The sequence below is a fragment of the Klebsiella sp. BIGb0149 genome (genome assembly GCF_004362605.1).
GTDB classification, from domain to species: Bacteria; Pseudomonadota; Gammaproteobacteria; order Enterobacterales; family Enterobacteriaceae; genus Klebsiella; species Klebsiella terrigena.
Genome location: NZ_SNYG01000001.1, coordinates 798766 through 825484 on the forward strand (window position 1 = coordinate 798766; position 26719 = coordinate 825484).

Consider the following 26719-nt stretch of genomic DNA (forward strand, 5'->3'; position numbering starts at 1 on the left):
ACTTAGACCTCAGCGCTTATGACCAGCATATTATTCTGATAACTGACGATAAGGCGGCGCGTTTGTGCGTTTGGCGTCAGGAACCAGATCGGAATCTGATAGGTCACTGAAAAATATTGCGTTATGGCGATTCTATGGCTAAGTGTGGAGAGGGTACAAACGAAGCACTACAAAGGCAAGGGATATGAAATTACAAAAATATAACGACATCACGCAGGCGCTACTGATGGTGGGTTTACTCGCCGCAGCGGCGCCGACTCTCGCTGCACAGATCCCGGCCGGCACCGCGCTGGCAGAGAAGCAGGAACTGGTCAGAAATAACGGCAGCGAGCCCTCATCGCTGGATCCGCATAAAGTCGAAAGTGACGTTGAATTCAACATCATCAGCGATCTCTTCGAAGGGCTGGTCAGCGTCTCTCCGGGAGGCGAGATTCAGCCTCGTCTGGCGGAGAAATGGGAGAACAAAGATAACACCGTCTGGACGTTCCACCTGCGTCCGGGCGTCACGTGGTCAGACGGGACCGCGATTACCGCGCCGGATATTGTCTGGAGCTGGCAGCGGCTGGTTTCCCCGGCGACGGCATCACCCTATGCCAGCTATCCGGGAAATATGCATATTGTGAATGCTCAGGATATCGCACAGGGTAAAAAAACGCCCGATACGCTGGGCGTGAAGGCTATCGATGATGCCACGCTGGAAGTCACCTTAAGCCAGCCTAACGCGGCGTTCCTGCCGATGCTGGCGCACCCGTCTCTGGTGCCGGTTGATAAAGTGCTGGTCAATCGCTTCGGCGAGAAGTGGACCAAACCGGAGCATATGGTGACCAGCGGTGCCTATAAGCTGTCCCAGTGGGTGGTGAACGAGCGCATTGTGGCCGAGCGCAATCCGCGCTATTGGGATAATGCCGACACCGTCATCAATAAAGTGACCTATTTACCCATTAGCTCCGAGGCGGCAGACGTTAACCGCTATAAGGCGGGAGAAATTGATATCGTTTATACGGTGCCGATTAACCAGTTCGCGCAGTTGAAAAAAACCATGGGCGATCAGCTGGACGTCTCCCCGCAGCTGGCGACTTACTATTACGAGTTCAATACCACTAAGCCGCCGTTTAACGATCCGCGAGTGCGGCTGGCGCTGAATATGGCTCTGGATAAAGACATCATCGCGGAGAAGGTCCTGGGGCAGGGGCAGCGTCCGGCATGGTTAATCAGCCAGCCTGATATTGGCGGCGTAAAGCTGCATAACCCGGACTATGCCAGCTGGCCGCGCGACAAGCGTATTGCCGAGGCTAAAAAGCTGCTGAGCGAAGCCGGTTATAATGACAGCCATCCGCTGGTGTTTAATTTGCTCTACAACACTTCTGAATCGCATCAGCGTGTGGCCATTGCCGCCAGTTCGATGTGGAAGAAAAACCTCGGCGTTGAGGCGAAGCTACAAAACCAGGAGTGGAAAACGATGCTCGACACCATGCATACGCATAATTTTGATGCGGTACGCTACGCGTGGATTGCCGATTACGACGATGCTGCCACCTTCCTCAATAACTTCCGCACCGGCGATAGTGAAAACACCAGCCAGTACAGCAACCCTGCGTATGATGAAGCGTTGCGTGATGCGGCCAAAGCGCCGGACGTGACCACCCGCGGCAAGTTTTATCAGCAGGCAGAGGATCTGTTGGGCAAAGATGTCCCGGCAGTCCCGGTTTACCACTATGTCCGTACGCATCTGGTGAAGCCGTGGGTAGGTGGATTTACGCCGGATAAGCTGGGGTATTACTTTACTCGCGATATGTACATCAAAAAACATTAGCGCCGGGAGGGCGGCTGGCGCTGAAATTCTGCGCAAACCGCCTGATTTTCAGACGAATAACACAGTTTTGTTTGTTTTTAAGGCAGTTGAACAAAATCGTGCTTTACAGCCTGAACAGAGGTGTTTATAGTGCGCCCCATACCGGAAGCGTGGCCGAGCGGTTGAAGGCACCGGTCTTGAAAACCGGCGACCCGAAAGGGTTCTAGAGTTCGAATCTCTACGCTTCCGCCAAATAAAACAAGGGGTTACCGAAAGGTAGCCCCTTGTTGCTTTGGGCTATTGGTATAGTGTTGGTATATTCGCTTGGTATATTTTCCGCTTTTGGCACTCCTGATCACTCGTCTTTCTGCAGCGGTGGAACGTTGAGAGTCGGAGAAATTTTCACCTTTCTGTCGTATGTCGCAACCTGCAGCTCCGTTTTGTGTCCACTAAATAGCTGCTTATCTTTGCTACTCCCTTCAAAGTCTGAAATCGCCTTAGCCTTGATGTCATGAAAGGTACCGGAGATCTTTCGGCCCAACTTTAACCCTGCTTCTCGCTTTGCGTCATTCCACCAGGTATTGAACGTTTTTCGGTTTAGCCTGCCACCTGATGGGCTTGGGATAACGTAACCTGCAGCTGACCGACCAACTAAATGGACCCGTGCCATTTCGATCGCATCGCGCAGGCGAGGGGACCATTCTTTAATCTGCTTTTTCCCTGTTTTATTCTGTTCAATGAAAATCCCGCGTTCCATCAGGTCAGATATCTTTAAATCAAATACATCGCCTTCTCGTGCTGCGCACAGATATGAGATCTCCATTGCCACCTGAATCTCTGTGCGAGCATGTTGATAAATTGCCAAATAATCCTCATCGGTAATATATACGTCTCTGTCTACGAGCGTAAATTTGCGGATGCCTTTACATGGATTTCCTTTCACATATCCCCGCTCGAACCCCCAACCATATACCCGAGACATACTTGATACCTCCTGATTAGCCTGGTTTTTGCTGCTTAACCCTCGGCGATCCATATAGATACGAACCTGCTCGATCTTTATATCGTCTGCTTTTACCTTTCCAAAAACCGGTAATAACCTCCTTTCATGCTGCTGATAGTCTTTCTGTGTTCGTTGCGCCAATTCGGTAAAGGTCGGACTTTCCAGAAACATTCCCCATAATTTAGCGAATGTCATAACGTCGTGGCGTTTGGCTTTTTCCTCCTCGTATTTCCGCCAGAGTGCGGACATGGTTGTATCTCTAATTTTCCCAAGGGTTACGCTTATTTTTGTCCCTTTGGGTTTCCACACATAGCTATATTTATTTTTGGTAACCCTGGGCGGCAGCTGCGCGTCCGCTGGATTTTTTCGTGGTCGTCCCATAAATGGCGTCGAAATTTGGTTCCGTTGCAACATACTCATCAACCTTTGGTAATTCAGTAATGCTCGGTTCCAGATATCTACGCAGTACAATAGGCCTGTTCCGTCCATCCGTCGTGAATGGGATGCCATGGCAGCGAAGTTGCCGCTGCTGTTCCGTGTATCGTCTGTAGCCAGTGATTTCTTCAATTTCCGCCGGTGACAGTGTTAGTGTTTGCATGGCTATCACCTCAGATAGCCAGCCAGTTAAAATTAACCGGCTGGTGGGGGGTTCTCTGAAAACGAAAAATCAGTTTTTAATCAGGCGCTGCCAGATAGCAGAAACGTACCGTGCCTGGTGCTGTGCATCCGCCAGCGCGTTATGCCAGTCACCTTCGAACGGGATGGCGGTTTTAGGATCGAAGCCAATGGCCCTGCCGAGTTCAACCATCGTTCTGACGTCGCGGTCGTTCCAGTAGTCCCACGGGCAATCGAGGCAGGCGAGATCAAATGACGAACGCAAAATGATGTTATCGAATGTGGCTCCATTCCCCCACGCCTGCGCTTTTTTACGGCCGCCGGTGACGTTATCCAGGACGAAGTGTGTGAACATGAGCAGGGCATCATCCAGTTTTATGGCGTCATCATTGGCTATGGCCGAACGTGCTTCAGAGGATTGTTTTAACCACCATATAACTGTTGAGGAGTCGATCTCAGCACCCCATGAAACCGCAGATTCCAGGCTGACAACTTTGTAAAAAGTTTCGCCGAGAATCCCTGTAGCCGGGTCAAATAAAACGGCGCCAATGGAGACGATAGCGGCATTTGATTTTTTACCCATGGTTTCAATATCCACCATAATGTGGACAAAATCAGTGGGTAATTCTGCACCAATATTGTGATGACCGGATTCAATATTTACGGCAGCTGACGCGCCACCAGGCTCAGCGTCGCACGCAGCATGCTCAGCTGCCGCTTTGCCCTCTGACATTTCATAATGATCCGCGGCTTCATCACCGCCAGTTTCTTCCATCTGCACATGGCTGGTGTTCTCCGGGACAGGGATATTTTTTGGAGTAATATTTTTTCTCGATTCTTGAAGATCTTCATACAGTTCTTCGTATGTTTTCTTTTTCGGTTTTTCAGCTGCAGCCACATCGGCTGCGAGCTCACCTTTTTCGGGGTTGGATATTTCAGCTTGTTGAGTTTTCGTCAGGTCTTCATGAACCCAGTTAGGATCGGTCGCATTGCTGATACCTTCGACATATTCACCACGTTCTGCAGCTAGCAGTTTGCTGGTGAGCTCGTGGGTAACGTCTTCTTTGCGGAGTAACATCGGCATTGGCATGGAAGAGCGACCGCAGGCAATATCCACGATCAACTCGTCGGGATGCGCATGGTCCGATTCTGTCATTACGTGGTTAAGGTGTTCCCTGTGAGCAACGCGATCTTCCCATAGCCCTTCTGGCGTGGTTTTTACCGTTGCGATATTGCAGGCACGCGAGTAATCGCGCCCACCAGGCATGGACATAAATAATTCGCGGGTTGCCAGAAATTCCTTGTTATCAAACTTGTTCATAATGGAATTAGCATGGATATCTATTTCCATCGGGACATTGTAAATATCGAATTCTTTGTTGCGCGCAATGAGCCCGAGGGCTATTTCATATTCCAGCCCCAAAACCGTTAACTCGGTGAGTCGATCAGTTTTATTACCGCCGCCGGCGTTTGCTCCAGACGGAGTGCGATTAACCGTTGTGATGTAATTGCCGCGCGTCCATTCTTTTGTGAGGATACCGCGGTCAAGGTGAGACATCTGAAACCATAATTTTGCAAACTGGACCTGCTTACCCAGCTCATGGCGCTTTTCTGCAGGGAATACAGATTTCATCGCGCTGGTAAACTTCCAAAGCCCCGGCATATCGTATGATTTGATATCCGGCACGTTCTCCGCCGCCAGAATCAGATCCTGCACCGCATCGTTATCGACATCCATTTCCAGAATTGACAGCTGGTTACGCTCCGGAATGCTGATGTGGTAGGTATGACGGTCATCGGCTACGAATTGAGCCAGTAACTGAGTGCGGAAAGGCATTGTCGCGAGTGGATATACCGCATTCTCATCGCCTGCATCGTCTGCATCGTCTGCATCGTCTGCATCGTCTGCATCGTCTGCATCGTCTGCATCGTCTGCATCGCCTGCATCGCCTTCAGGGGTCAGCCCTTCGACAGGTTCATCTGGTTCTGGTGTGACAATTTTTCCCCAGGATATCCCATCTTCTCCGCCGAGCTCGTAAAGGGAATTTTACGCCAGATGAACGCAGCCTATGCGACAGGGTACGAATGCGGTTCGCACAATCGGGCTCGGTCGATTTGTAATGCTCTCGGCTTGAAGCCAGATGCTCTGGAGTATTGATTAAATGACTAGCAAATTAACCATAACAGACGAGCGCCTGGCGGAATTAGTGGCGTTCAAACCATTACCTGGCACAGATATCAACTCAGCCACCAGGGATGAATGGATGGCGATGGCCGCAGAGCTACAGGAACGGCGCAAGGCCGAGAGCGAGCCGGTGGCTTATACCGATGAGAGAAATCTGGGCTATATCAACCGGGGTAAAGAGACGGCGTATCTGTGGGGAAAACAGAACTCAGAACCAGCAGATGTTGCGCTCTATCGCCACGCGCAGCCAGAAAAAGGCCTTGAGTCGGCAGGCTGGCAATTCAAATCAGTAAATGGCGACTGGTTGGGGCTTATTGATGAACATGGTAAGAACCAGGCCGTTCGTGAGGGTTGCGAGGTTCGTGAGGTTTTCGCTATGGCCGATGGCGTCAATGAACGCGACCAGGTACGCCGCGAGCACGCCGAGTGGTCGCAGGCCACATTCGGCAACGTTGGCCCAATTGGCCCGCTGAAGCACCTCAGCAAAGAAGCGCTGGAAGCCGCTGCCGAAACCGGCGACCTCAGCGAATGGGCTGATATGCAATTCCTGCTATGGGATGCACAACGCCGTGCCGGTATCACTGACGAGCAGATTACCCTAGCGGTGATTGAGAAGCTGGCGGTGAACAAACAGCGCGAATGGCCGGAGCCGAAAGATGGTGAGCCGCGGTTGCACATCAAATAGCAGCCAGCGCCGGTAGAGCCGGCGGAAAAACCAATGCCAAATCCTCTTAGCATGCACGCTGTTGATGCAGTAGCAGCTATTGCCGAGGTGAAGGGCTGGAACGCCTGCCGCACCATCTTGGCTGAAACGGTACTCAAACGGGCCAGCGGATACCACTCAGGTTTATGGTAATTCACCGCTATGTATTAGTATAATCACATTGTTTTGTTTTTATCTATGCAGGAGAATGTAATGTCTACAGAATATAGAAAAATAAATACAGCTGTTTGTCTAGGTGATCTAAAACAAGCAGCTATTTATTTTGAGAAGGTTGTACCTATTAATTCTATAGAGCTTATTGATTACATCGATATTCCTATTTCAGAAAGTTACCCGATACAGAATTATATTAAAGATCGAGAAAATCTACTTTTGGATAGTTTATATAAAAATTCGGATACGATCATGGATCTTATATTTGGGAGGTCCGATGATTGTATAGTTAAGAATGCTAAAGCAAGAATTATAGAGGACCTTTGCCGAACTACCCGAATGCTACAATTTAAGGTTGTTAATAAATACCCGCAATTATTTTATAATCCTAGTTATGTCATGGATAGAATGCATGAAGTACAACAGCATCTCATAGCTAATGAAATAATTTCCAATAATAATATAAGAGAGTTGAACTGCACTCCTGAAAAAATAATAAACAGTTTTTGTAAAAGTCTTAATATAGATAAATTTAGCCTAACTCTTCCTTCAGGAGTAGATCTCGACAAAGATAATAAACAAACAAACGACGTTCAAGTTTCATTGGTCAATGTTAATTTGATTGACACTACAAACACATCATGGGAGCAAATAATAGAATTAAGAAAAGATACGCAGTTATGTTCAAGCCTTAGAAGATTAAAATTAATGATGCACGATAGCTACACTGGTAAAAGTTTAGATTATATATATGATGATATGCAAAGAAAAATTGAGCAGTATGAACTTGCATGTAAAGCTATGGGGCTCAAGACGATATCTTCACATATATCCCATATTAAAAATTTTACAACTGAACATGGTGTTTCTTTAAGTTTAATAGCCGGGATACTAGGTTCGCAGGGATTTGATTTAAGTAATGGATTATCAATAGGAGCAATCAGCGCTGCAGCTGTAAGTCTTTTACAATATGGTATAGAAATAAAAAGTAATAACAATGAAATACGTAAATTGAAAAATGAAAATCCAATAGCTTTCATTATTGATGTGAATAAAAAATTAAATTGACATATTATGTTAAAATGATGCTGTTTTGAACAGCTGGCAGAGATTATTGTGAGAAACAATCCTACTGATCTTACAGGATGAAGCAAGAATGCGACAAGGTATTAATACAATCAGCAAGCGTGTGCTCTGGTAAGTGTGGTGATCAGCTTCCGTTGGCGTTCTGCCCGCCCCTGTAGAGGCTGTCTGCTGGGTTATCTTGGAAAGCATGAAACCAAACTTTTAGCAAGGCGATCAACCATACCAGATAAAAAATAACCGTCTTAAATGGAGAGTTTCTTTTTAATTCAATCAGATATTCTCGCAGTTGTTGTTTATTTTTGACAATTTGTGCTCTTATGATATTGAGCATTTAGCTGTATAGGTGTACTGTTTATTTATACAGTATATCTATGCAGAGGTTACTATGAGAGTTGAAATTACAATCGACCGCAAGAAGGTGCTGCCAGACGGTGCAGAGTCTGCGCTTGAAGAAGAACTGCTGCGGCGGTTGAGCCAGAAGTATGAGGACTGCAAATTATCAATCCGTCGCTCCGGGGCTGATAGCCTGAGTGTTTTGGGTGGTATTGACGGCGATAAAGAAACGATAGAAGAGATCCTACAGGAGACGTGGGAAAGCGCCGACGACTGGTTTTATTGAGTTTCAGCGCGGCAATTGACCGGGTTTTTTGAGAGGATTTTGTAGTGGATGAAAAACAAGAAATGCCGAACACCGGCTATGTAGTAATCAGGTGCGATGATGGGGTTATCGTTGCCCGCCTCAGGTCGTTTCCGGTATGTGAGCGCGCTTTGATGTACCGTCGCGGTGATACAGTTTCGTTTATGCCACTACAGCAAGATGAGATCGTGGGAACTCTCTCGTTATTTGCGCAGATGATAGAAAAGGCGAAGTCTGGAGTTGGTTACCAGGTTCCGCCAGGTTCTGTTACACTCCCGTCATAGGCCTGAACAACCTATACCTGCTGCGCCACGGAGAGAAACCATGGCGCAAACCATCGCAAAAACAGAAGTAACTAAGACTGGCTGTCACAACGACAACGCTGGTCTTTCGTCATTCCCGAAACTGACCCCGCGCCAGCAGGAGGTTTTTGATCTCCTTGTTGCGTTCATGCAAAAACACGGTTACCCGCCGACGGCCAGAGAGCTGTCAGATCTGATTGGCGCTGCGTCTCCGAACGCGGCCGCTGAACACCTTCGCGCATTGCGCAGAAAAGGGGTCATCACCATCGCCCCTAATGTGTCCCGCGGTATTTCTATCGTCGGTCATAAAGAACCATCGCTCGCCGTGCAGCTGCTGCAGGAAATGGTGCATAACGAACCGGGAGCACGCGAACGCGCCATTGAATTCATCCGACTGTATGAGGCCCAGCTATGAAGAGAAGCTGGTTTCAGCACACAGGTTTGACGGAGTCGCAAGCACTGGAGCTGGTGGATCGCTACAGGAAGGCAAACTACCAGGTAGAGAAATGTTTATCCCCGGATCTGGTGACGTGGGAAGTCAGCGTGTTTTTACTGGAGTCAAAAAAGGAGCCTCGCGCCGATAAAACCTATCTGCAAAAAATGTGGAGGGACTAATGCGGGCGTTGCTCAACGTAGATATTGCCCGGCATCTTGGCATCGTACTCCTGAAGCCAGGAAGTGAACTAATGAGGATCTTCGGCAAGGGACGTGTGCTGGTTGAAATACCGCCGGCGGAAATGGATTCAATGCCATCTGGTTGCATCCCGGACGCCCGACAACCGTTAGCAGAGGATTCCACCCTGCACGTGTTCTTTTCCGATGAGCGTGTGATTCGTGCTGCTGGTGGATTGCCGGCGTTGGAACGCTGGCTGCTGCTTCGGGTGAAAAAGTGCCAGTACCCTCATTCCGAATATCATCATAACGAGATGGTAACGATGCGGCACTCGCCTGGTGCGCTGCTGGTGTGCTGGCACTGTGACAATAAGCTGCGGGATCAGACGACTCCAGAGCTCGAGGCGCTGGCGCTTCGCAATGTCGCAGACTGGGTAATAGACACTGTATTGATCGGGCTGGGTTATAACAAAGAACGCTCTCTTTCAATTGCAGAGTTGTGCTGGTGGGCTGTTCAGTCTGGTATAGCTGATGCCATTACGGAGACTATGGCGCAGCGTGGGTTACGGTTACCTGATGAGCCGTTCCTGTCTGTATATAAAGAAAGCGATATTGTTCCGTCCGTACCGGCCACCAGCATTCTTGCGGAGCGAGTGACATCATTACGGCCAGCCTCCCCTGCAGTGACCCCATCACCGCCAAAGCCAGTTTTGGGTGTGCTGGTGGACCCTGAAGCGCCAGCAACTTTTTTTGCGCGACCTAAGCGAATCCGTTGGGAATCACCTCATTTTCTAGCGTGGGTAAAAACTCAGCCCTGTATGTGCTGCGGCCAGCCAGCCGATGATGCTCACCATCTTATTGGCTGGGGGCAGGGTGGCGTCGGTACAAAAGCCCACGATATTTTTACGATCCCACTTTGCCGAAAACATCACCGACAGCTGCATGAAAATCCACGGGCATTCGAACGCGAATACGGTACCCAGCCGGTGCTGATTATTAAATTGCTGGACCGGGCTTATGCGCTCGGCGTTCTGGCGTAAGGAGAAAAACATAATGACACCACGTCAACGTCGTCTGCACCATGCAGGGTTAGAAATTCTCGCTGCCGCTCCGCGTAAAAGTTGGCTGGGGATATGTATGTTACTGAATGGCATTCAGTCATCGTGGATTAAATCTCTGCTTACAACCTGGGGAGAGGGAATGAGCGGCGGGGTTTCCCCACGGATGCCGAGAGAGCATGCCTGCTGGAATGTACTGCGGGGCGCCCGGTGGTCTGACAAAGCGCTGGAACGTTTTACTACAGCACTGAATCAGGCCAGGACTGAGGGTTATCATGGACCGCAGGCACTGAAACGCGCGCACGCTATTTTATGGCCGCAAGCGCCTGTAAGTGTCATTGACGCAGCTATGCATAACGATGATGTCGATTTTGTTGAGCAATCGGTGCTGCTGGCATTTGAAACAAACGATCCGGTTTATGTTGTAGGTCGGGACTATTACACCACACGGAAGAAAATCTCTGACATCACCAGGGAGCTCAGGGTAGTTGCGCCGTGGCTAACAGATGGTGAGGCGAGGAAGCGCGTGCGCTGGTGTCTGGAGATATTCAGAGCGAAGGTTTTTCTTTCATCGCGCAAACTGCTTACGGAAGAGACACACGATTGTTTTTAGCTATTCGTGCTGTTTTTGTGCTTTGGTATTGAAAACGGGCCAGAAAATTAGATAATCCATTCATGCTTGGCAGAGGTGCGCCACTCGGCAGCGACAAAAAGCGACAATTTGAACATAACGAGAACCCCGCCAGCGCGGGGTTTTTGCTTTCCGGCGATACGACAGGGGTATTCGCGAGATGCATTGCATCAGTACCCCTGTCACATCGTCGTATTGCATTGAAACGACAATTTCCAGATGTTAAATTCTTGGTGTGGTGAATCCCCCTATGCGGAGGGGCGGAAACAGCTTAAATGGAATCCTTATGATTCACTCGGACCGCAAGTCATGGTTGCTGACCAAAGGCTTACTGAGAGGCACTCAGCACCACACCCACTTTTGAGCCCACGTTAACGCGTGGGCTTTTCTATTTCAGGCTCACGGGAATCATCTACGACGTGCTTTGTTGATAAATCCAGCCCGTGAAGCCTGACCTTTTCCTTACACACAGCACCCGCTAACTACGCGAGGTGGAGACTATGAAAATGCCTGACAAAATCTTTTCGGCGGCCTCGTACTGCACGTCAGGCGGCCTGATATGTACCGGATTGGCACAAACCTATGACTGGTTTCACGGACTGGACTGGAATTTTATTGCGCTGGCCAGCGGTGTGATAATCGGCGTCGCGACATACCTGACCAATCTGTATTACAAGCGCCGCTGGACGAAGATGTATCAGCAGTCCCTTGACCGTGGATACGGTGGCCAACCTCCGCAGGATAGCTGACATGGCCAATCTGAAAACAAAACTCAGCGCGGCCATGCTGGCGCTCATTGCTGCTGGTGCGTCAGCTCCGGTGCTGTTTGACCAGTTCATCAGCGAGAAGGAAGGTAATGCGCTGGTGGCAGTTGTTGATCCTGGCGGTGTGTGGTCATTGTGCCACGGTGTAACGGTCATCAATGGCAAGACCGTTATTAAGGGGCAAAGAGTGACCGAGGCACAGTGTAAGCAGGTAAATGCCATTGCGCGGAACAATGCGCTGGCGTGGGTAGATAAAAATATCAAGGTCTCTCTTACGGCTCCGCAAAAGGTCGGCATCGCATCATTCTGCCCGTACAACATCGGCCCCGGCAAATGTTTCCCCTCAACGTTCTATCAGCGAATCAATGCCGGCGATCGTAAAGGCGCCTGCGAGGCAATTCGCTGGTGGATTAAAGACGGTGGCCGTGATTGCCGGCTGACAAAAGGTCAGAAAAACGGTTGCTACGGGCAAGTCGAAAGACGAGACCAGGAAAGCGTACTGACGTGCTGGGGGTTAGACCAGTGAAAACATCTTCTGTCGTCATTTTGGTGCTGGGCGAGCTTCTCCTTTCGGCGCTGGTTATCTTTCTTCTCCTTCATCAGGTGGGGAAAGAGAAAAAACGTGCTGATGATGCAGAAGGGCAGGTGACCAGCGCACAGGCCATTACCTCAAACGTCCTGACCACCATGACCATCTTCAACTCAATCGCAGAGGCTAACCAGCATGCAAAAGAGCAGATCGCACTGGACGCAGCGGGAGCCTCGGCAGATATCCGGGTTGCTGTTGCGAATGATGATTGCACTAATCGCTCTGTGCCTGCTGGCGCAGTTAAGCGGCTGCAACAATACGCGAACGGTTTACGTCAAGGTGCCAGTGGTTCCCTTACCGTCCAGCCTGACGGCTGACACCCCGCAACCGGAAATCCCTGACAATCTGACGTGGGGACAAAGCCTGGATTTGAACGTCAGCCTGCTTTCGGCGCTGGGCCAGTGCAACCGGGATAAGGCTGATATCAGGGACGCAGAGAAACAACGAGCCTCGCAATAGCGGAGCTTTTTAATGTGCATTGAACTCACTGGGCTGTTTAATATTGAGCAGCCAGGGGAGTAAATATAACTTAAATAGTTGATTAAAAAATGAGCTTCTCGTGGTATGGTAAGACCCATTCATTGAAAGGTTAATCCTAATGTCATTTTTCGATTACGCATTAAAACGTATCGATACTGCGACCAAGGCAACAGTAACTTGTCCTATTTGCGGACATAGCTCCAATCACCCAACAACAAAGGTACGCCAGGAAAAGACGTTACTCTGCCCGAAATGCAAATCACTGTTTATCATTCACAGGTAACAGTCGTCTTACTGAAACTAACCGCCTCAGGGCGTTCCACGTCTTATGGACGTGATCATCTATAGGTTTTAGCTCTGAAACATCAGATTTTTACTCCAGGCACATGTTGGATATTGTGCTGACCACATTGCGACAGATCTGTGCTTTCGTTAGTTAGTTACACTGCCAAATAAACCCCTTGCCGGCCATAAATGCAGCATTGGCCTGTTATATGAAAACATGCTGGTAGAGGGGTTATTGTTGGTTGCTCGGTTGCAGGTCCTATCGTCAAAATGTCACTAGAAGGCGGAAGTACAAGCACACTACAAACCAGTGAAGGTGAACTATCGAAGGGTACGGTGAACATTGACACAATAATATCGCAAATGTATATCCAGCAACGCAACGTGGTGGGCAGTCACGTGCTGGTTAGGTCTAAGACTAACTAGTTTTAAACTATTTCCGACCTAGGAAAAAACCGATTATTAAAGCAGTAACTGCGACGACGGCTACACATTTGAATGGATTGGATTCTATACTGTCTTTGACATTTTTTGCGCTATTGCGCATTGCATGGTTTGCTCGTGAAGCAGATGTTTTTGCGGCATCTGTAAACTGATTCTCAGGTGGTTCTAAAACCTCAGAATAATTTTCCTCTAACTCACCTGGTAATTCTCTGTCTTTTCTATGATTTTTATTGAACATGATTTTATTCTCCGGTATCTAGCGTGTTATTTAATTGTAGTAGTTAAATAAAAGAGTTGTGCATAATCTAGTGTGATGTGTGTTTATATATTTAAATGCGCTAATAACAGTTGATTGATATGATTTTATGTATCTTATTATGCAAAGTTTTTGCAAGTGTGGTTCCCTAAGTGCCTGTAAATAATTCAATGTTTTTAGTTGTTATTCGTTTGTGTTTTACGGCCGAAAAAAAAGCACCTCCGTGAGGTGCAAGTCAAACATAACAACCAAGGGAAATTATCATTCGTTTTTTTCATACGAGTCAGCCAATAGTAGATAGATGAACCAGAAATGACTCGTATAAAGTGCAGGCTTGTAATCTTTTTTAAAAATCATGCCTGAGGTAATAATACATGTCAGAGTGAACAGATATTCCATCTTCTCGCAAGAAGTCATACTGTATGTTTCTGTATTTGCTGCAATGAGTCCTAAGCGGTAAGGTCTGAGAAGCAACAATGGAAATTTTATAACGTCTTTTACCCTTCCTCCGGAAGGAAAAAGTATCCACATTTTGGGCAAATACAGGTGACGTTTTTACGCATTTTGCTGGAGCTTTGCTCCATAATGTGAGAGCAGTGAGGGCAAGTCACTTTAACCTGTTTGTCCATGTACATCTTAAGGTCATCAAATATAGTCATAAATATTTCCTGCTTGATGTATGGGTATTCAGTATACTCCTGCAATTGATGCGCTGCTCATTTATTAATCAGCCCTGTCGCCGAAGCATCGAATTTTTCATCCAGCAATACGGTCACTTTGCCACTGAGGCTGAAGAATTTCGATCATGGACCTGTGCACAGTATCGTTTTTAAATTTCACATAAACTATGACTGAAGTCCGCCAGTACCTCCTTCTAAGCAGGTGCGGAAGGTAACATACCTGGCTAGCATGATGATTCCTAAGCATTGTCAGGGGAGATAATCTATTATTTATAATCGGTTGGGGTCACTTAAGGAGTGTTTCAATGAAAAGTGAAGAATTTGAACGTAAAGCCGAAGACGAAATCTCGGCACTCATTAAGAAAAAGATCGCTGAAATCAGGAAGAAAACTGGTAAAGAGGTTTCAGAAATCGAGTTTGTTCCACTTGAGACAATGAATGGGCTTGATGGATACGAAGTAAAAATAAAGCTGATGTAAACGCAATAAAGGTTGCTGCGGCGGCCTTTTTTATTGGTAAAACACGATGGCAACGCTTAATGATTTATCCCGACAGCTTAAGCAGTTGCAGAAGCAGATCCCTTTCGCCACAGCTCAAGCCATGACAGCTGTCGTACGGGATATTGCCTCAGCGCAAAAAGTCGCACTGGGGCGAAAGCTGGAATCGCCAACGCCGTTCACGGTTAATGCTGTGGGCTCATCGGGGGCCAGAAAGAACAACCTCCGCGCGAAAGTTTATGTACGTGATATCGCCGCTGAGTATCTGGAGCCTTTCGAGTTTGGCGGCGAGCATAAGCTGAACAGCCAGGCACTTCTCAACCCGAAGAACATCAAGCTGAACAAGTTCGGCAACATGCCGCGCAATAAGCTCTCGCAGATGAAAGCGAAGCCGAATGTGTTCATCGGTGAGGTGAATGGCGTTAACGCTAAACGCGTCCCTTTGCGCAACGGTGGTGTGATATGGCGAAAGAAACTAAATCGGTGCTGGTGGATGACCTGAATGCGGGGGGCGCTGGCGTTGAAGACCTTAACGCTGAGGACCTGAACGCGGGAGAAGGTACCCAGGACAATCAGGTGCATAGCGATACAAACGCTGATGGTTCATCTGGTGATGATGGTGCAGGGGATGATTCAGTCGAAGCTGTTTCGGAGCCTGAATTTGTGGTTCTGAAGGGAAACAGCATTCGTCATGACGGTGAAGTTTACCGCGAAAATACGCGCATCCCGGTAACCGGAACGGATGCCGATCGCCTGCTTGCCGCTGGCGTGATTGCTGATGTTCAGGTGTTGCGTCAGCGCGTGCTTTCTGCTGCGCCAGCCGTAAGCGTCACGACGGAGTAACTGGTATGGGCGTCGACTGGGATTTACACCTATTAAGTCCGCTACATAGCGTCTTCGGCGATGAACACGAGTACCGTCCCAAAGACGGTACTGCTCCTTTTTCGATTAACGGCATTTTTGACCGTGGGTATGCCCAGGCTGCTGAAAACCTCGATGGGGATTCAGTGATCAATACCTCCAGTCCGATGCTCGGCGTACGTGATGCCGAGTTCCGCAAGCTGGGGAAACCTCAGCCTGAAGTATCGGACCGGGTGTTTATTAAAACCGTCGGCGGCCACGTCATTAATCAGTTATTCGTGGTGTCCAATGTCGAGCCTGACAGTCATGGCGGATCCCGCCTTGTTCTCAATGTGGTGAAAGCACGATGAATGCATCAGCTATTCGCAAAATGGTGGTGACGGCGTTGGTCGGGCACACCGATGCCGGCGACCGCGTTTATTCCCCGCGGGACTGGCCAACCTCGGCGGCGCTTTATCCGGCGCTGCTGGTACAAACTCCGTTTGACCATAAAAAGGCGCAGGGGCGGAATACGCCGGCGTTTACCACGGTGACCACCGTTCGCATCACTGGCCGCGTCCAGGAATATGACGGGGAAACCGATGATGATGGGGCGCTACGAGCCGAGGAGTCGCTGGAGGACCTGCGCGAGCAGGTAGAAAGGGCGGTCATCAACAGCTACGAGCTCACTCGTAAAATCCAGAAGTACGCGGAAATCCGTTCGACGATTGACGTTGACGGTGATGGTGAGGCGCATCTGGGTCAGCTGCTGTTTGAGATCGACATCGAACATTATCAGGGGCCGGAAGATTTTTATCCCATCGACCCGCCACCTCTGGAGGGGATCGATATCACCATCGAAATGCCGGATGGCACACCGCGCCCGGGCGTCAGTATTAACCTGCAGGAGTAATCCATGTTTGTAAAACCAAAAGATGGGCTTAGCGTTCGCTGCCCCGTCCGGGGAGAGCCTTTGCCCAAAGAGGGCGGGGAAGTTCCGGATAATACCTTCTGGCGCCGTCGGCTGCGTGACGGTGATGTTGTTCTGGCTGAGCCGAAAAAAGGGGCTGCTAAATGACGATCCCATTCTCCAGAATTCCCGGAAACTGGCGCGCGCCGCTGTTTTTTGTGGAGTTCGATAATTCAATGGCAAACACGGCAACGGCCACACAGCGGACGCTGCTGATTGGCCAGATGCTGGACTCTGCTGGTACGGCAGCGCCCGGTACGCCTGCCCGCGTATCCTCTGCAAACAGCGTGGCCGAGCTGACGGGAAAAGGGTCAATGCTGCACGGCATGGCGGCGGCCTACCTGCAAAATGACACTTCTGCGGAAATCTGGATCATGCCACTGGCTCCGACTGAGGCGATGACTGCAGCAGTCGGGAGCATTAAAGTTACGAGCGCGCCAGCGAGTTCGGGGATTATCTCCCTGTATATCGCCGGTACCCGCGTCCAGATGTCGGTGATGGCCGCTGATACTGCTGTTCAGATCGCCGCTGGGCTGGCTGCCGCTATCAACAAAAATACCGCCTTACCGGTGGTGGCCAGTGTAGAGAGTGGCGCTACCGATACGGTCAAGCTGGTGGCGAAAAATCCGGGCAGCCTGGGTAACTCTTTGGACCTGCGCCTTAACTACCTCGGTACACAGGGCGGCGAAAGCACGCCAACTGGTCTGGCATTAACGATTACAGCGATGGCGGGTGGTGCCGGCGCACCTGACCTGCTGGATGCGCTGGCTAACCTTCAGGACAAGACATTTGATTTTATCGTCAACCCCTTTGACGACACTGCATCGCTGGATGTAATGAAGGCGTTTCTGAATGACGCCTCTGGCCGATGGGCGTGGGATAAGCAGCTTTACGGTCACAGTTTAGGATGTACTTCAGGAACGTATGCAGAGCTGGGCACCAAAGGAGAGCTACGAAATAACCAGCATGAGACGCTGCTGGGTGTATACCGCTCACCGTCACCGCTTTATATCTGGTCTGCTGCTCTTGTCGGTGCGATTGCTCCGAGCTTGCGTAACGATCCGGGACGTCCTTTGCAAAGCCTGCCGGTTTACGGCGTTATGGCGCCAGCGCTGGAGGACCGTTTCGAATCAACTGAGCGTAACAACCTACTCTTCAGCGGCATTTCTACGTATACCGTGGCAGATGACGGGACGGTCAGCGTAGAGAACATCATCACGACGTATCAGAAAAATGCGTACGGTGACGAGGATGACAGCTATCTGCAGGTCGAAACGCTGTTCAACCTGATGTTTGTTGTGCGCTACCTGCGCACCCAGGTAACCAGCAAATTTGGCCGTATGAAACTGGCCGCTAACGGGACCCGTTTTGCACCTGGCGCGGCGATCGTCACGCCAAATATTATCCGGGCAGACCAGATCGCGGAATATCAGACACTGGTCTATAACGGCTACGCCCAGGATGCCGCAGCATTTGCAAAAAACATCATCGTCGAGCAAAACGCGAGTAACCCTAACCGTGTCGATGTGTTGTGGCCGGGAACGGTGATGAACCAGCTGCGGGTATTCGCGCTGCTGAACCAGTTCCGCACGCAGGCACAATCAACCGAAGCAGGAGCATAAATTATGGCTGATACCTCAAACCGCCTTGCAGGTACCGCCTACGTCACTGTAAATGGCGTGAGCGTGATGGTGGAGGGCTCATTCAAATATCAGCCTTCTACGGTAAACCGCACCACGTTGACCGGGATGGATGGTGTGCATGGGTATAAAGAGAAGCCTGTCGCGCCGTATATTTCGGCCCGCCTGCGCGATAGCGGTGGCACTAATGTGCAGGGATTTAACGATCAGACCAACGTCAACGTTATCGCTGAACTGGCTAATGGAAAGACCATTATTGGTCGCGGGCTCTGGACGGTGAACGTTCAGGAAGTGGAAAGCGAAGATGCAGTGTTCGATGTTCGCTGGGAAGGACGCGACGTCACGGAGAACTAAGATGGCAGAATTAGAACGCACCAAAATTATCGCCCTGATTAAACCTCTCGAAGATATCGTTCAGAAAAGCCGTTATGACCAGCTGGAGCTAAAAGCCCCTACGCTCAGTCAGGTTGAGCAGTTTTACGAAAAACAGGAATCATCCACCTCCATTGCCGCAATGCGTTTATTGATCGCACTGGTGACGGATACCCGCGAAAGCGTCCTGGCTCCGATGGATTATATTGATTTCTGCCAATGTAAGGAGTACCTGCTCGGTTTTTTGAACTGGAAGCCCTGACCGTGTGGCAGGAGGTGGCGGCGGACGTCACCTTCTATTTCGGGTGGAGCGATGAAAGGGCGTGGGGGATGAGTAAAAAACGCCTGCTCTGGTGGGTGGCGCAGGCCAGTCGGATCAACAAACTGAAGTCGGGAGGAAGCGGGGATGAGTAACGCATTCGATTTTGAACTGATTGCGGATGACAGGGTCAGCGCGACCATTGACGAAATCAATGAAGCTATTCAGAACCTGGTCCCTCATCTGGAAAAGACCCGTGAAAACCTGAAGCTTGGCGGTGATGAAACGGTTGATAGCCTGGATGATATTGGTGGCCGGCTGGATAAAATGGCCCGCAGCGCCCGGGATAACGTTCAGTTCATCGGTGACATTATCCCCCCGCTGAAAATCGTGGGCGAACTGGCAGGGAAGATGGCGAGCGTCGGCGCTGTCGGTGTTGCAGGATATGGTATTAAAAAGGTTGCTGATGGATTCCGTGATGCAGCTAAAGAGGCATACAACCTGGACACTCAAGCGCAGAACACGGCTATGAGTGTCCAGGATTTTACGCGGTTGGCCGGCGCTATGCGTATTCTGGGGAGCGACAGCGATAGTGCCGCAACATCCATCGACAGTATTTTTAAAACCCTCAATGAAGCCGCCAGCGGGAAGAACGCCGGCGCGCTGGCGGCGTTGGCGCAGATCGGAGCTCAGATCGATAAGAATAATGATGGTTCTGTTAACACCCTCAAAACGCTTGAATCTATCGCAAACATTTTCCCTCGCCTGCGCCCTGATCAGCAAAAATCGTTCGCGGATGCTATGGGTTTGACGCCCGATATGCTGACCCTGATGCGTGAGGGCGTCAGGTATTCGAGTCTGCTTGCTAAAGCGGATAAGCTGGGGCTAACAGTCGATCCTTCGCTTAACAAACAGCTTTCAGACGTAAACATGTCGATGAATGAACTGGGGGCAGCCTGGGATGGGTTGATTAATAAGGCAGAAAAAAAAGCCCTCAAATTCACAATATCTGATGGTTCTGTTAAGGATGGTCTCGAAGGTATAACTGATTTATTTACCAATGGTGACCTTACCGGACTTTCTCATGCGCTGGGATTTGTCAGCAGCGATGATGCGGATAAACTACGGCGAATTCAGGGGAATAAGGATCTTTATAATAAACTGAGTCGCCGGGAGCGTGGTGCTGTTGATGCCGGGTTTATGACTGATGCCGTGCGTCGGCGTTATGATGCAGAATATGGCGCAACGGACGCGGCAGTAAAACTTCAGGGTGATATGTCGGTTATTATGCCGCAAAATGTACCTGGTAATAACAAAATACCTTATCGGCAGAACAGGAGTAACAACCAGTATGATGACATTCTCAACGAAGCAGGGGCGCAGTACGGGATTGATCCCAGATTATTGAAGGCCATTATGATGCAAGAATCTGGTGGTGATCCAAACATTGTAAGCAACGCTGATGCAAGAGGGTTGATGCAACTTATTCCGGCGAATCTAAGAAATCTTGGGATTACTGACTGGACGAACCCCAGGCAAAACATTTTTGGTGGGGCCCATATCCTTTCCGAGAACCTTCGTAATTCAAGTGGTGATGTACCTCTTGCTTTGCGTTACTACCACGGGGGATATGATCGAAGGAGATGGGGCAGTGTCAATGCTGCTTACCCGGACGCTGTTCTGGCTCGCTACCAGCAAATTATCAACGATACCGCTAGTGGCGGTCGGGGAGATATAAACAAGGGTAGCAATGAGAGCATTATACAGCCATCCCAGAACGCCGGTCAGGTATCTGTAAACGACATTACCAAGTCATTCAAAAGCGCTATGGAAGATAACAAGCTTAAACTCGAAATCACCACGATTAACGAGAGAGGAGACCGGAAGGTATTTGATACACAGAGCGGGGGACGAATAACGTTACCCATGAACTACTAGTGTTTGATGACAAAATCACCAACTCAAGGCAAACTATCTGACCGTAAGGATGATGGGTAGTAGTATAAACTAATAAAAAGGTTGGTGATTTATGAGTGTTTATCAAGGTTTTCTCGTTCTAATAATAATATTTTTTATTTGCCTTGGGCTTTCTTTCAGCAAAGTAAAAAGCAGAAAGAGAACCATTGCTCATTTTTTTCTGGTATCGTTGTTGTAGCATTTATCGGGTTGTATGTTTCATTTAAAAGTGAATTATCCAATCTGAACGAATGCAATCAAAATTACCAGGGGTTTTATGTAAGTGGCTCATTGTGTTATAACTCAATTAATGTAACTCATGACTACCTTGATGGTAATAGTATAAAAGTTACCAGTGTAATGAAACTATCCGAGAAGTCTGCGGTAATCAAAACAGCGGATGGCAGAACGTTGATTGTTGCCAAATCCGCTGATGGGTTTTCATTATTCCCCTATCTTTAGTAGATGAAAACACACATTACAACCCGCCAACTGGCGGGTTTTTTTATACCCGGAGCTTAAATGCCGATTATTCAGGATGCGATTTCGTCGCTGATGGGCGGCGACGCCAGTGATGACTGGCAGAGTAAATTACGCCCCTCAACCTTCAGAGGCGTTCCGTTTGCTGTGATCGCCGAAGAGGGAAGCCACGGGCGCCGGCAGGCCGTACATGAGTATCCGTACCGCGACACTGCATGGGTGGAAGACATGGGTCGCGGCGTTCGGCGTATCGTCATTCGTGGGTTTCTTATCCAGGACAGTCAGGTTTATGGCGGCGGGGATGTTATTACCCAGCGGCATGCGCTAATTAGCGCATGCGAAGAGAAAGGCGCCGGCACGCTAATCCATCCCACGCTGGGCGAAATGACCGTGGCTATACCGGAAAATGGGCTTCGACTTTCCGGGTCTGCAGACGCCGGCCGTGTTTTTGAATTCACGTTGATGGCGCTCGAGTCGGGGATAAAGGTTTTTGCAGTCACCGGCAGCAGTACGGCAGGGAAAACCGTTCGCACAAATTACCTGAAGCTGGTCAGTACCACCGTATTCAGTACCATCGCACGGATTAAAGGTGAAATCCGTGGCGTGACGCAGGCGATCAAAACTATCAAAAGCACGATTGCTTTCTGGACGAACATGGTTGACAGCACCACCAACGAAGTGACGAACGTCAGCAACGTTCTCAAATCAACGTTCGGGAATCAGCGCTACGGGCGCTATAGCAAGGGGAATGTGGGCGGCAGCTCATCAGGTGTAACCGGTAGTAGCTCTGCCGATGACTCCGATGATTTTGAATCACTGTCTGAGCAGATTTCTGCCAGCGCTATCATGGACCGTCAGGGGATTTTTGACACTGTCACCGGCCTGAATAGTTCTGCCACGGTTGACGAGTTTACGCAGCGTACTGCTGACGTAATTAACTCGATCCTGAACTGCACCGGTGGTGTTAATGAGCGGATAACCGCGCTGGAAAAGCTGGCCAATGCCACCAGTTCAGAATATCAGCAGTCGTCAGCCGGCGCGGATATAGCGGAAAGCGTAAATGTTCTCATCATTGTTCTGTGCAGCGGTGCAATGGCGGCAGCAGCCGCCGAATCAAACCCGACGAGTCGTAACGAAGCAGAGCAGATAACCCGCCGGGTTTCAGACCAACTGGATGCTGCCCTGCTGGCGACAGGTGACCGCGCCGACGATGAGCTCTACAGTTCATTGCTGCTGGTCAGGTCGTCATTTCTTGACACCATGTCGGCGCTTTCAGCCAGTTTAAGCGAGCTCATGCAGTTCAATTCTGCGCAACCACTACCCGCGCTGACGCTGGCTAACCGGTTATATCAGGATGTCGGGCGCGCTGATGAGCTGATTCAGGAATCAGACGTACCGCACCCGGCGTTTATGCCTGTTTCGATGAAGGTGCTACGACAATGAGCGATGATCAGGATGTAGTAACGCTGACAGTCGGTGACAAAAAAATAGAGGGCTGGGATTCAGTCCGCGTGACGCGATCTGTTGAGCGCTTCCCGTCCGATTTTAGCCTGGGCCTTCTGGACTATTATCCGGGAACCCACGAAAAACAGCTGGTGGTGGAGGGGGCACCGTGCGAGGTCAGCTTTGGTGAGGACCCGGTGATAACGGGTTATGTTGACAGCTGGGAGCCCGCGATAACGCGTGCCAGACATGAGGTGCAGGCGAACGGTCGCAGCAAATGTCAGGATCTGGTGGACTGTTCCGCCGAGTGGCCTAACAACGTCATCAACAGAAGTAATGCGCTGAATATCGCCTCCCGCTTGGCCTCATGGTACGGCATTACCGTTTCATCCGATGTCGATGATTTGGTGGAGGTACCCCAGTTCACGATTAACTGGGGGGAATCGCCACAGGAGATCATCGAACGAGTATCCAGGTGGTCGGCGTTGCTTTATTACGATTTGCCCGACGGTAACCTGCTGCTTACCCGTGTAGGCACCCGGCGGGCGGCCAGTGGAGTGGCGGAAGGGGAGAACGTCGAGCAGGCGTATTACCGCGCGGATATGTCGGAACGATTCTCTGATTATGTCGGCGTCTCGATGAGCGTGTCGCCGATCGCCGGGTTTTCACCTGATACGGCCTATGACGCTGTGACGCTGGCGACCGCGCGTGACCCTGAAGCGGCGGGTATGCGTTACCGTAAACGTATCATTATCGTTGAAAGTACGCTGATGGCGTCGCAGCAGGCGCAGCGCGCGATCGACTGGGAGATGAACCGCCGGTACGGCCGCTCGAAGCAGTTAAGCGTCACGGTAGACAGCTGGCGAGATAAGGCCGGGAAATTGTGGGAGCCAAATACGCTGATCCCGGTGAATCTCCCCACGCTCAGGTTACCGGATACTGAATTGCTGATCGCCGAAGTGACTTTTATGCGGGACAGCGATGGTACGCATGCTCGGTTGACGCTGATGCCGCAGGAAGCGTTTGCAGTACAACCCTATGCATTTTACCAGCAGATAGCAGGATTCAGCTAATGAACCAGTTTCGACATATTGCAAACCGTATTGCCAGTATGCTGGGCGTGGGCCGAGTTACTGCGATGCAGGACGACGGTGGAACCCAGTCCGTGCAGTATCAGACCCCGCTCGAGGTCGCCAGCGCCCACCGGCTGGCCGAATTTGGGTTTTCCTCCGGGCTTCCCGTTGGTACCGATGTCGTGCTGGCGTTCCTGGGCGGTGATCGTTCGAATCCGGTAGTCATCGCGACCAACCATCAGGGGTACCGCCATTCAGATCTGAGTCCCGGTGAAACGGTAATGTACAACCAGTGGGGGCTGTACATCCAGTTGACGGAGGGCGGTATCAGCATCGATGCAAAAGGCCAGGACGTCACCGTCAATAACGCAAAAAATCTGACTGCTACAGCGACAGAACAGGTGAAGCTCATTACGCCTAAATTACTCGTCACCGGTGACGTTATCGATAACTGCGAAACGAACAACAAAACGCTGAAACAGCTACGGGACGCATATAACGAGCACAACCACGAAGTGAAAGGGGTTGAACAAGGTAACGACGCCGTAACCAGCGAGAATCCGGGGGAACAGGTATGAGTGATATTTCATCATTCTGGAATGTTGATGCGCTTCGTGCTGACTGGCGAGCCGATCTCGGCGCGCTGGAAACCGGCAACGACCTGCAAACTGCAATCATTATCAGCCTGTTCACCGATCGTCTTGCCCGCCGGGACGATACTTATGACGGTAGTGATCGCCGTGGCTGGTGGGGGGATTCAGACGCCGATATGCAATTGGGTAGCCGGCTTTGGTTGTTGCGACGTGAAAAACTGACGACCAATGTCGCAATAAGGGCAGAAGAGTACGCAAAAGAGGCCCTTGACTGGTTGAAAGATGATGGTGTGGTCAGTGATATCAGCTTCACAACGCAGATCGTCATGCCGAACAGGCTCAATTTGATAATTCGTTATCTGCCGCCGAATGGAGACTGGCAGGAGAGCGCATTTTTCTGGATCTGGGAGCAAATAAACAATGCCGTTTAAACGAAAAACGCTGAGTGAGCTGCGCGAAGAAAACCGGCAGTTTATGCAGGCAGAATTAAAAAATATCGGTGCGTTGCTTCGCTTCGGAAACCTGAAGGTTGTCGCGGACATGGATGCCGGCATGTCGCACCTGCACTACGCCTACCTGGATTATATTGCCCTGCAGACGAATCCGTTTACCTCCACCGGGGAATGGCTGGCAGGCTGGATGGCACTTAAACAGACTTACCGGAAAGCGGCCACCGCGGCACGATCACCGGCAGTAAAATCTACCGGGACCGCCGGGGCCACTCTTCCCGCGGGCACTGTTCTGAACCGGGCCGACGGCTATCAATATGTCACTGACGCAGAGCTGGTTATATCAGCCGGGAAAAGCGGTACTGCTTCCGTTACGGCTATTTTGCCCGATATTTCTGACGATGTTAGCGGCGGAGGAAGCGCAGGAAATGCCGACGCCGGCACGTTGCTGACGCTGGATGCAAACGTACCGGGTATCGACAATACGCTGACGCTGATTGAGCCGGCGACAGGCGGGGCCGATATCGAAAAAGAAGATGATTTCCGGCAACGAGGGCTGCAGGCGTACCAGAACCCGCCCCAAGGCGGGAGTGACGCCGATTATAAAAAATGGGCGCTTGAAATCCCTGGCGTAACCCGTGCCTGGGTAAAACGGCGAGGGATGGGGGTTGGCACCGTCGTTATTTACATCATGTGTGATGGCAATGACACGACGAATAACGGTTTCCCGGTCGGCACTGATGGCGTGTCAGTGCTTGATGACTGGGGAGCGATAAAAGCGACCGGGGATCAGGGTAGGGTTGCGGACTATATTTATCCTCTTCAGGCCGATACCGCGATTATCTATGTCTGTTCCCCGATAAAAAAAATCGTCCCATTCACGATATCAGGTATTCCTGATGCCAGCAGCGACACTGTGCAGGCAATAAAAGAGGCTATTAATTTGCTCTTTTTTGATAACGGCACACCAGATGGATCCGGGAAAATTTATCTTTCTGATATTAACGGGGCACTCAGTCAGGTTGCTGGCACGACGGGATACGTGCTGGAATCACCGGCGCAGAATATCATCCTGGAAACGGGTGAACTGCCATTATTGGGTGAGGTTGACTTTACATGAGTCTGTATTCAGTTGATGACTATACCCGCGGTTTAGTTTCGCTTCTGCCTGTCGGTCTCGCCTGGTCCCGTGATGTCACCAGTACCCAGTACGCGACGATACGGGCGATTGGTTCCTCGTTTGCCCGCTCTGATACTGATGCTCAGACGCTGCTGAGCGGTGGTTTTCCTGCCACTGCATTGATGATGTTGCCTGAGTGGGAGAACACTCTCGGGCTACCTGATGACTGCGCAATCAGCGAAATTGGCAGCATACGGGATAGGCAGCGGGCTGTTACGTCAAAGCTCATCAGTACGGGTGGCCTGAATCGCGCGTACTACATTAGCGTTGCCGCCGCACTGGGTTATGAAATTTTTATACTCCAGTTCAGACCAGCAATGTGCGGGATGTCTGTATGTGGGGAATTTATCAACGGAGAGGAATGGCCTTTTACCTGGAAAATTGCAGTGCCTGGGTCAACCGTCCGAAATGCGTATGCCGGGCAGACATACTGCGGTGACCTTCTGGCATCCTGGGGGAACAAAAACCTGGAATGCGCACTAAATAAAATAGCACCTTCTCATATCAACATTATTTATGTTTATGGCATTCAGGCAGATATTCTTACATCGAAGTTCAGGAGGATGTTTGATATCTGCATGAATATTACATGGCCTTAATGTTTATCGGTGGTATTTGATTGTTACAAGCGTACAGTAAATTTATTAGGCCCGTGAGTTTAAATATTAAGA

34 protein-coding genes, 1 tRNA gene and 3 pseudogenes are annotated in these 26719 nt (G+C 50.0%); 33 read left to right on the forward strand and 5 right to left on the reverse strand.

Annotation, left to right across the window (positions count from 1 at the left end):
• Nucleotides 1–184: 184 nt before the first annotated feature.
• Together EDF75_RS03750 and EDF75_RS03760 are read left to right on the forward strand one after the other, a co-directional pair.
• Nucleotides 185–1813 carry an ABC transporter substrate-binding protein gene (locus EDF75_RS03750; RefSeq protein WP_133597132.1) on the forward strand — a complete coding sequence of 543 codons (1629 nt, stop codon included), beginning with the start codon at nucleotides 185–187 and terminating at the stop codon, nucleotides 1811–1813.
• Between the two features lie 143 nt (nucleotides 1814–1956).
• A tRNA-Ser gene (locus EDF75_RS03760) sits at nucleotides 1957–2044 on the forward strand.
• 103 nt (nucleotides 2045–2147) lie between these two features.
• Here the strand turns inward: EDF75_RS03760 and EDF75_RS03765 are convergent.
• From EDF75_RS03765 to EDF75_RS03775, 3 genes are all read right to left on the reverse strand, one after another.
• Complete coding sequence (locus EDF75_RS03765; RefSeq protein WP_128879564.1) at nucleotides 2148–3176, reverse strand: tyrosine-type recombinase/integrase; 1029 nt, start codon at nucleotides 3174–3176, stop codon at nucleotides 2148–2150.
• A complete protein-coding gene (locus EDF75_RS03770; RefSeq protein WP_128878665.1) occupies nucleotides 3115–3393 on the reverse strand; it encodes a DUF4224 domain-containing protein in 279 nt (92 codons plus the stop codon). The genes EDF75_RS03765 and EDF75_RS03770 overlap by 62 nt, the downstream gene beginning before the upstream one ends.
• 69 nt (nucleotides 3394–3462) lie before the next feature.
• Nucleotides 3463–5247 (reverse strand): 3'-5' exonuclease, encoded by a 1785-nt coding sequence (locus EDF75_RS03775; RefSeq protein ID WP_133597136.1) that lies wholly within the window; start codon nucleotides 5245–5247, stop codon nucleotides 3463–3465.
• Between the two features lie 8 nt (nucleotides 5248–5255).
• Between EDF75_RS03775 and EDF75_RS03780 the strand changes: the two genes are divergently transcribed.
• From EDF75_RS03780 to EDF75_RS27540, 14 genes and pseudogenes are all read left to right on the forward strand, one after another.
• Nucleotides 5256–5405, forward strand: a complete 150-nt coding sequence (locus EDF75_RS03780) for a hypothetical protein (RefSeq protein WP_166646112.1) — start codon at nucleotides 5256–5258, stop codon at nucleotides 5403–5405.
• A 578-nt stretch (nucleotides 5406–5983) separates the two neighbouring features.
• A pseudogene (locus EDF75_RS03785) lies at nucleotides 5984–6277 on the forward strand (DUF550 domain-containing protein); the annotation flags it as partial.
• A gap of 6 nt (nucleotides 6278–6283) precedes the next feature.
• Nucleotides 6284–6409: pseudogene (locus EDF75_RS27535) on the forward strand (DUF551 domain-containing protein); the annotation flags it as partial.
• A gap of 102 nt (nucleotides 6410–6511) precedes the next feature.
• Complete coding sequence (locus EDF75_RS03790) at nucleotides 6512–7540, forward strand: hypothetical protein (RefSeq protein WP_133597138.1); 1029 nt, start codon at nucleotides 6512–6514, stop codon at nucleotides 7538–7540.
• A 403-nt stretch (nucleotides 7541–7943) separates the two neighbouring features.
• Nucleotides 7944–8177 (forward strand): DinI-like family protein, encoded by a 234-nt coding sequence (locus EDF75_RS03795; protein ID WP_133597140.1) that lies wholly within the window; start codon nucleotides 7944–7946, stop codon nucleotides 8175–8177.
• Nucleotides 8178–8519: 342 nt separating this feature from the next.
• Complete coding sequence (locus tag EDF75_RS03805) at nucleotides 8520–8912, forward strand: LexA family protein (RefSeq protein ID WP_133597144.1); 393 nt, start codon at nucleotides 8520–8522, stop codon at nucleotides 8910–8912.
• The gene (locus EDF75_RS03810; protein ID WP_133597146.1) at nucleotides 8909–9112 is read left to right on the forward strand and encodes a hypothetical protein; all 204 of its coding nucleotides are present in this window, start codon (nucleotides 8909–8911) and stop codon (nucleotides 9110–9112) included. The genes EDF75_RS03805 and EDF75_RS03810 overlap by 4 nt, the downstream gene beginning before the upstream one ends.
• Entirely contained in the window at nucleotides 9112–10149 is a 1038-nt protein-coding gene (locus tag EDF75_RS03815; RefSeq protein ID WP_133597148.1) for a DUF968 domain-containing protein, read from the forward strand. Before EDF75_RS03810 ends, EDF75_RS03815 begins: the two co-directional genes overlap by 1 nt.
• 13 nt (nucleotides 10150–10162) lie before the next feature.
• A complete protein-coding gene (locus EDF75_RS03820; RefSeq protein WP_133597150.1) occupies nucleotides 10163–10780 on the forward strand; it encodes a hypothetical protein in 618 nt (205 codons plus the stop codon).
• 518 nt (nucleotides 10781–11298) lie between these two features.
• Complete coding sequence (locus EDF75_RS03825; RefSeq protein ID WP_123707244.1) at nucleotides 11299–11547, forward strand: phage holin; 249 nt, start codon at nucleotides 11299–11301, stop codon at nucleotides 11545–11547.
• A gap of 1 nt (nucleotide 11548) precedes the next feature.
• Complete coding sequence (locus EDF75_RS03830) at nucleotides 11549–12088, forward strand: lysozyme (protein WP_133597152.1); 540 nt, start codon at nucleotides 11549–11551, stop codon at nucleotides 12086–12088.
• A 50-nt stretch (nucleotides 12089–12138) separates the two neighbouring features.
• A complete protein-coding gene (locus EDF75_RS03835) occupies nucleotides 12139–12468 on the forward strand; it encodes a DUF2570 domain-containing protein (RefSeq protein ID WP_437440705.1) in 330 nt (109 codons plus the stop codon).
• Entirely contained in the window at nucleotides 12356–12610 is a 255-nt protein-coding gene (lysC, locus tag EDF75_RS27220; protein ID WP_133597985.1) for an Rz1-like lysis system protein LysC, read from the forward strand. The genes EDF75_RS03835 and lysC overlap by 113 nt, the downstream gene beginning before the upstream one ends.
• 139 nt (nucleotides 12611–12749) lie before the next feature.
• The gene (locus tag EDF75_RS27540; protein WP_221180791.1) at nucleotides 12750–12914 is read left to right on the forward strand and encodes a YnfU family zinc-binding protein; all 165 of its coding nucleotides are present in this window, start codon (nucleotides 12750–12752) and stop codon (nucleotides 12912–12914) included.
• Between the two features lie 435 nt (nucleotides 12915–13349).
• On the opposite strand, the gene EDF75_RS03845 is transcribed toward EDF75_RS27540, so the two are convergent.
• Nucleotides 13350–13598, reverse strand: coding sequence for a CsbD family protein (locus EDF75_RS03845; RefSeq protein WP_131049566.1), 249 nt, complete (start codon nucleotides 13596–13598; stop codon nucleotides 13350–13352).
• A gap of 515 nt (nucleotides 13599–14113) precedes the next feature.
• The gene (locus EDF75_RS27230; protein WP_221180792.1) at nucleotides 14114–14275 is read right to left on the reverse strand and encodes a YnfU family zinc-binding protein; all 162 of its coding nucleotides are present in this window, start codon (nucleotides 14273–14275) and stop codon (nucleotides 14114–14116) included.
• A 326-nt stretch (nucleotides 14276–14601) separates the two neighbouring features.
• Between EDF75_RS27230 and EDF75_RS03855 the strand changes: the two genes are divergently transcribed.
• The 17 genes and pseudogenes from EDF75_RS03855 to EDF75_RS03930 all read left to right on the forward strand — a co-directional run bounded on the left by EDF75_RS03855 (nucleotide 14602) and on the right by EDF75_RS03930 (nucleotide 26647).
• Complete coding sequence (locus EDF75_RS03855) at nucleotides 14602–14775, forward strand: GnsA/GnsB family addiction module toxin (protein WP_133597156.1); 174 nt, start codon at nucleotides 14602–14604, stop codon at nucleotides 14773–14775.
• Between the two features lie 46 nt (nucleotides 14776–14821).
• Nucleotides 14822–15268 (forward strand): annotated as a pseudogene (locus EDF75_RS03860) (hypothetical protein); the annotation flags it as partial.
• Nucleotides 15256–15636 carry a hypothetical protein gene (locus tag EDF75_RS03865; RefSeq protein ID WP_133597158.1) on the forward strand — a complete coding sequence of 127 codons (381 nt, stop codon included), beginning with the start codon at nucleotides 15256–15258 and terminating at the stop codon, nucleotides 15634–15636. The pseudogene EDF75_RS03860 and the gene EDF75_RS03865, both read left to right, overlap by 13 nt.
• 5 nt (nucleotides 15637–15641) lie before the next feature.
• Complete coding sequence (locus EDF75_RS03870; protein ID WP_116955721.1) at nucleotides 15642–16004, forward strand: head-tail joining protein; 363 nt, start codon at nucleotides 15642–15644, stop codon at nucleotides 16002–16004.
• Entirely contained in the window at nucleotides 16001–16546 is a 546-nt protein-coding gene (locus EDF75_RS03875; protein ID WP_048263922.1) for a hypothetical protein, read from the forward strand. The genes EDF75_RS03870 and EDF75_RS03875 overlap by 4 nt, the downstream gene beginning before the upstream one ends.
• A gap of 3 nt (nucleotides 16547–16549) precedes the next feature.
• A complete protein-coding gene (locus tag EDF75_RS03880; protein ID WP_133597160.1) occupies nucleotides 16550–16711 on the forward strand; it encodes a DUF2635 domain-containing protein in 162 nt (53 codons plus the stop codon).
• Nucleotides 16708–18225: a phage tail sheath subtilisin-like domain-containing protein gene (locus EDF75_RS03885; protein WP_133597162.1), complete on the forward strand. Its 1518-nt coding sequence runs from the start codon at nucleotides 16708–16710 to the stop codon at nucleotides 18223–18225. The genes EDF75_RS03880 and EDF75_RS03885 overlap by 4 nt, the downstream gene beginning before the upstream one ends.
• Nucleotides 18226–18228: 3 nt before the next feature.
• Nucleotides 18229–18597: a phage tail tube protein gene (locus EDF75_RS03890; RefSeq protein WP_133597163.1), complete on the forward strand. Its 369-nt coding sequence runs from the start codon at nucleotides 18229–18231 to the stop codon at nucleotides 18595–18597.
• Between the two features lies 1 nt (nucleotide 18598).
• Nucleotides 18599–18877 carry a phage tail assembly protein gene (locus EDF75_RS03895; protein ID WP_133597165.1) on the forward strand — a complete coding sequence of 93 codons (279 nt, stop codon included), beginning with the start codon at nucleotides 18599–18601 and terminating at the stop codon, nucleotides 18875–18877.
• Between the two features lie 2 nt (nucleotides 18878–18879).
• Nucleotides 18880–19029: a hypothetical protein gene (locus EDF75_RS27025; protein WP_166646106.1), complete on the forward strand. Its 150-nt coding sequence runs from the start codon at nucleotides 18880–18882 to the stop codon at nucleotides 19027–19029.
• A complete protein-coding gene (locus EDF75_RS03900; RefSeq protein WP_166646113.1) occupies nucleotides 19022–20812 on the forward strand; it encodes a lytic transglycosylase domain-containing protein in 1791 nt (596 codons plus the stop codon). The genes EDF75_RS27025 and EDF75_RS03900 overlap by 8 nt, the downstream gene beginning before the upstream one ends.
• Nucleotides 20813–21352: 540 nt before the next feature.
• The gene (locus EDF75_RS03905) at nucleotides 21353–22753 is read left to right on the forward strand and encodes a DNA circularization protein (protein ID WP_133597167.1); all 1401 of its coding nucleotides are present in this window, start codon (nucleotides 21353–21355) and stop codon (nucleotides 22751–22753) included.
• A complete protein-coding gene (locus EDF75_RS03910) occupies nucleotides 22750–23826 on the forward strand; it encodes a phage baseplate assembly protein (protein ID WP_133597169.1) in 1077 nt (358 codons plus the stop codon). The genes EDF75_RS03905 and EDF75_RS03910 overlap by 4 nt, the downstream gene beginning before the upstream one ends.
• Complete coding sequence (locus tag EDF75_RS03915) at nucleotides 23826–24404, forward strand: phage baseplate assembly protein domain-containing protein (protein WP_133597171.1); 579 nt, start codon at nucleotides 23826–23828, stop codon at nucleotides 24402–24404. Before EDF75_RS03910 ends, EDF75_RS03915 begins: the two co-directional genes overlap by 1 nt.
• Nucleotides 24401–24850 (forward strand): phage GP46 family protein, encoded by a 450-nt coding sequence (locus EDF75_RS03920; RefSeq protein ID WP_133597173.1) that lies wholly within the window; start codon nucleotides 24401–24403, stop codon nucleotides 24848–24850. The genes EDF75_RS03915 and EDF75_RS03920 overlap by 4 nt, the downstream gene beginning before the upstream one ends.
• Nucleotides 24840–25988 carry a baseplate J/gp47 family protein gene (locus tag EDF75_RS03925; protein WP_133597174.1) on the forward strand — a complete coding sequence of 383 codons (1149 nt, stop codon included), beginning with the start codon at nucleotides 24840–24842 and terminating at the stop codon, nucleotides 25986–25988. Before EDF75_RS03920 ends, EDF75_RS03925 begins: the two co-directional genes overlap by 11 nt.
• Nucleotides 25985–26647: a YmfQ family protein gene (locus EDF75_RS03930; protein ID WP_133597176.1), complete on the forward strand. Its 663-nt coding sequence runs from the start codon at nucleotides 25985–25987 to the stop codon at nucleotides 26645–26647. Before EDF75_RS03925 ends, EDF75_RS03930 begins: the two co-directional genes overlap by 4 nt.
• Nucleotides 26648–26719 lie beyond the last annotated feature (72 nt).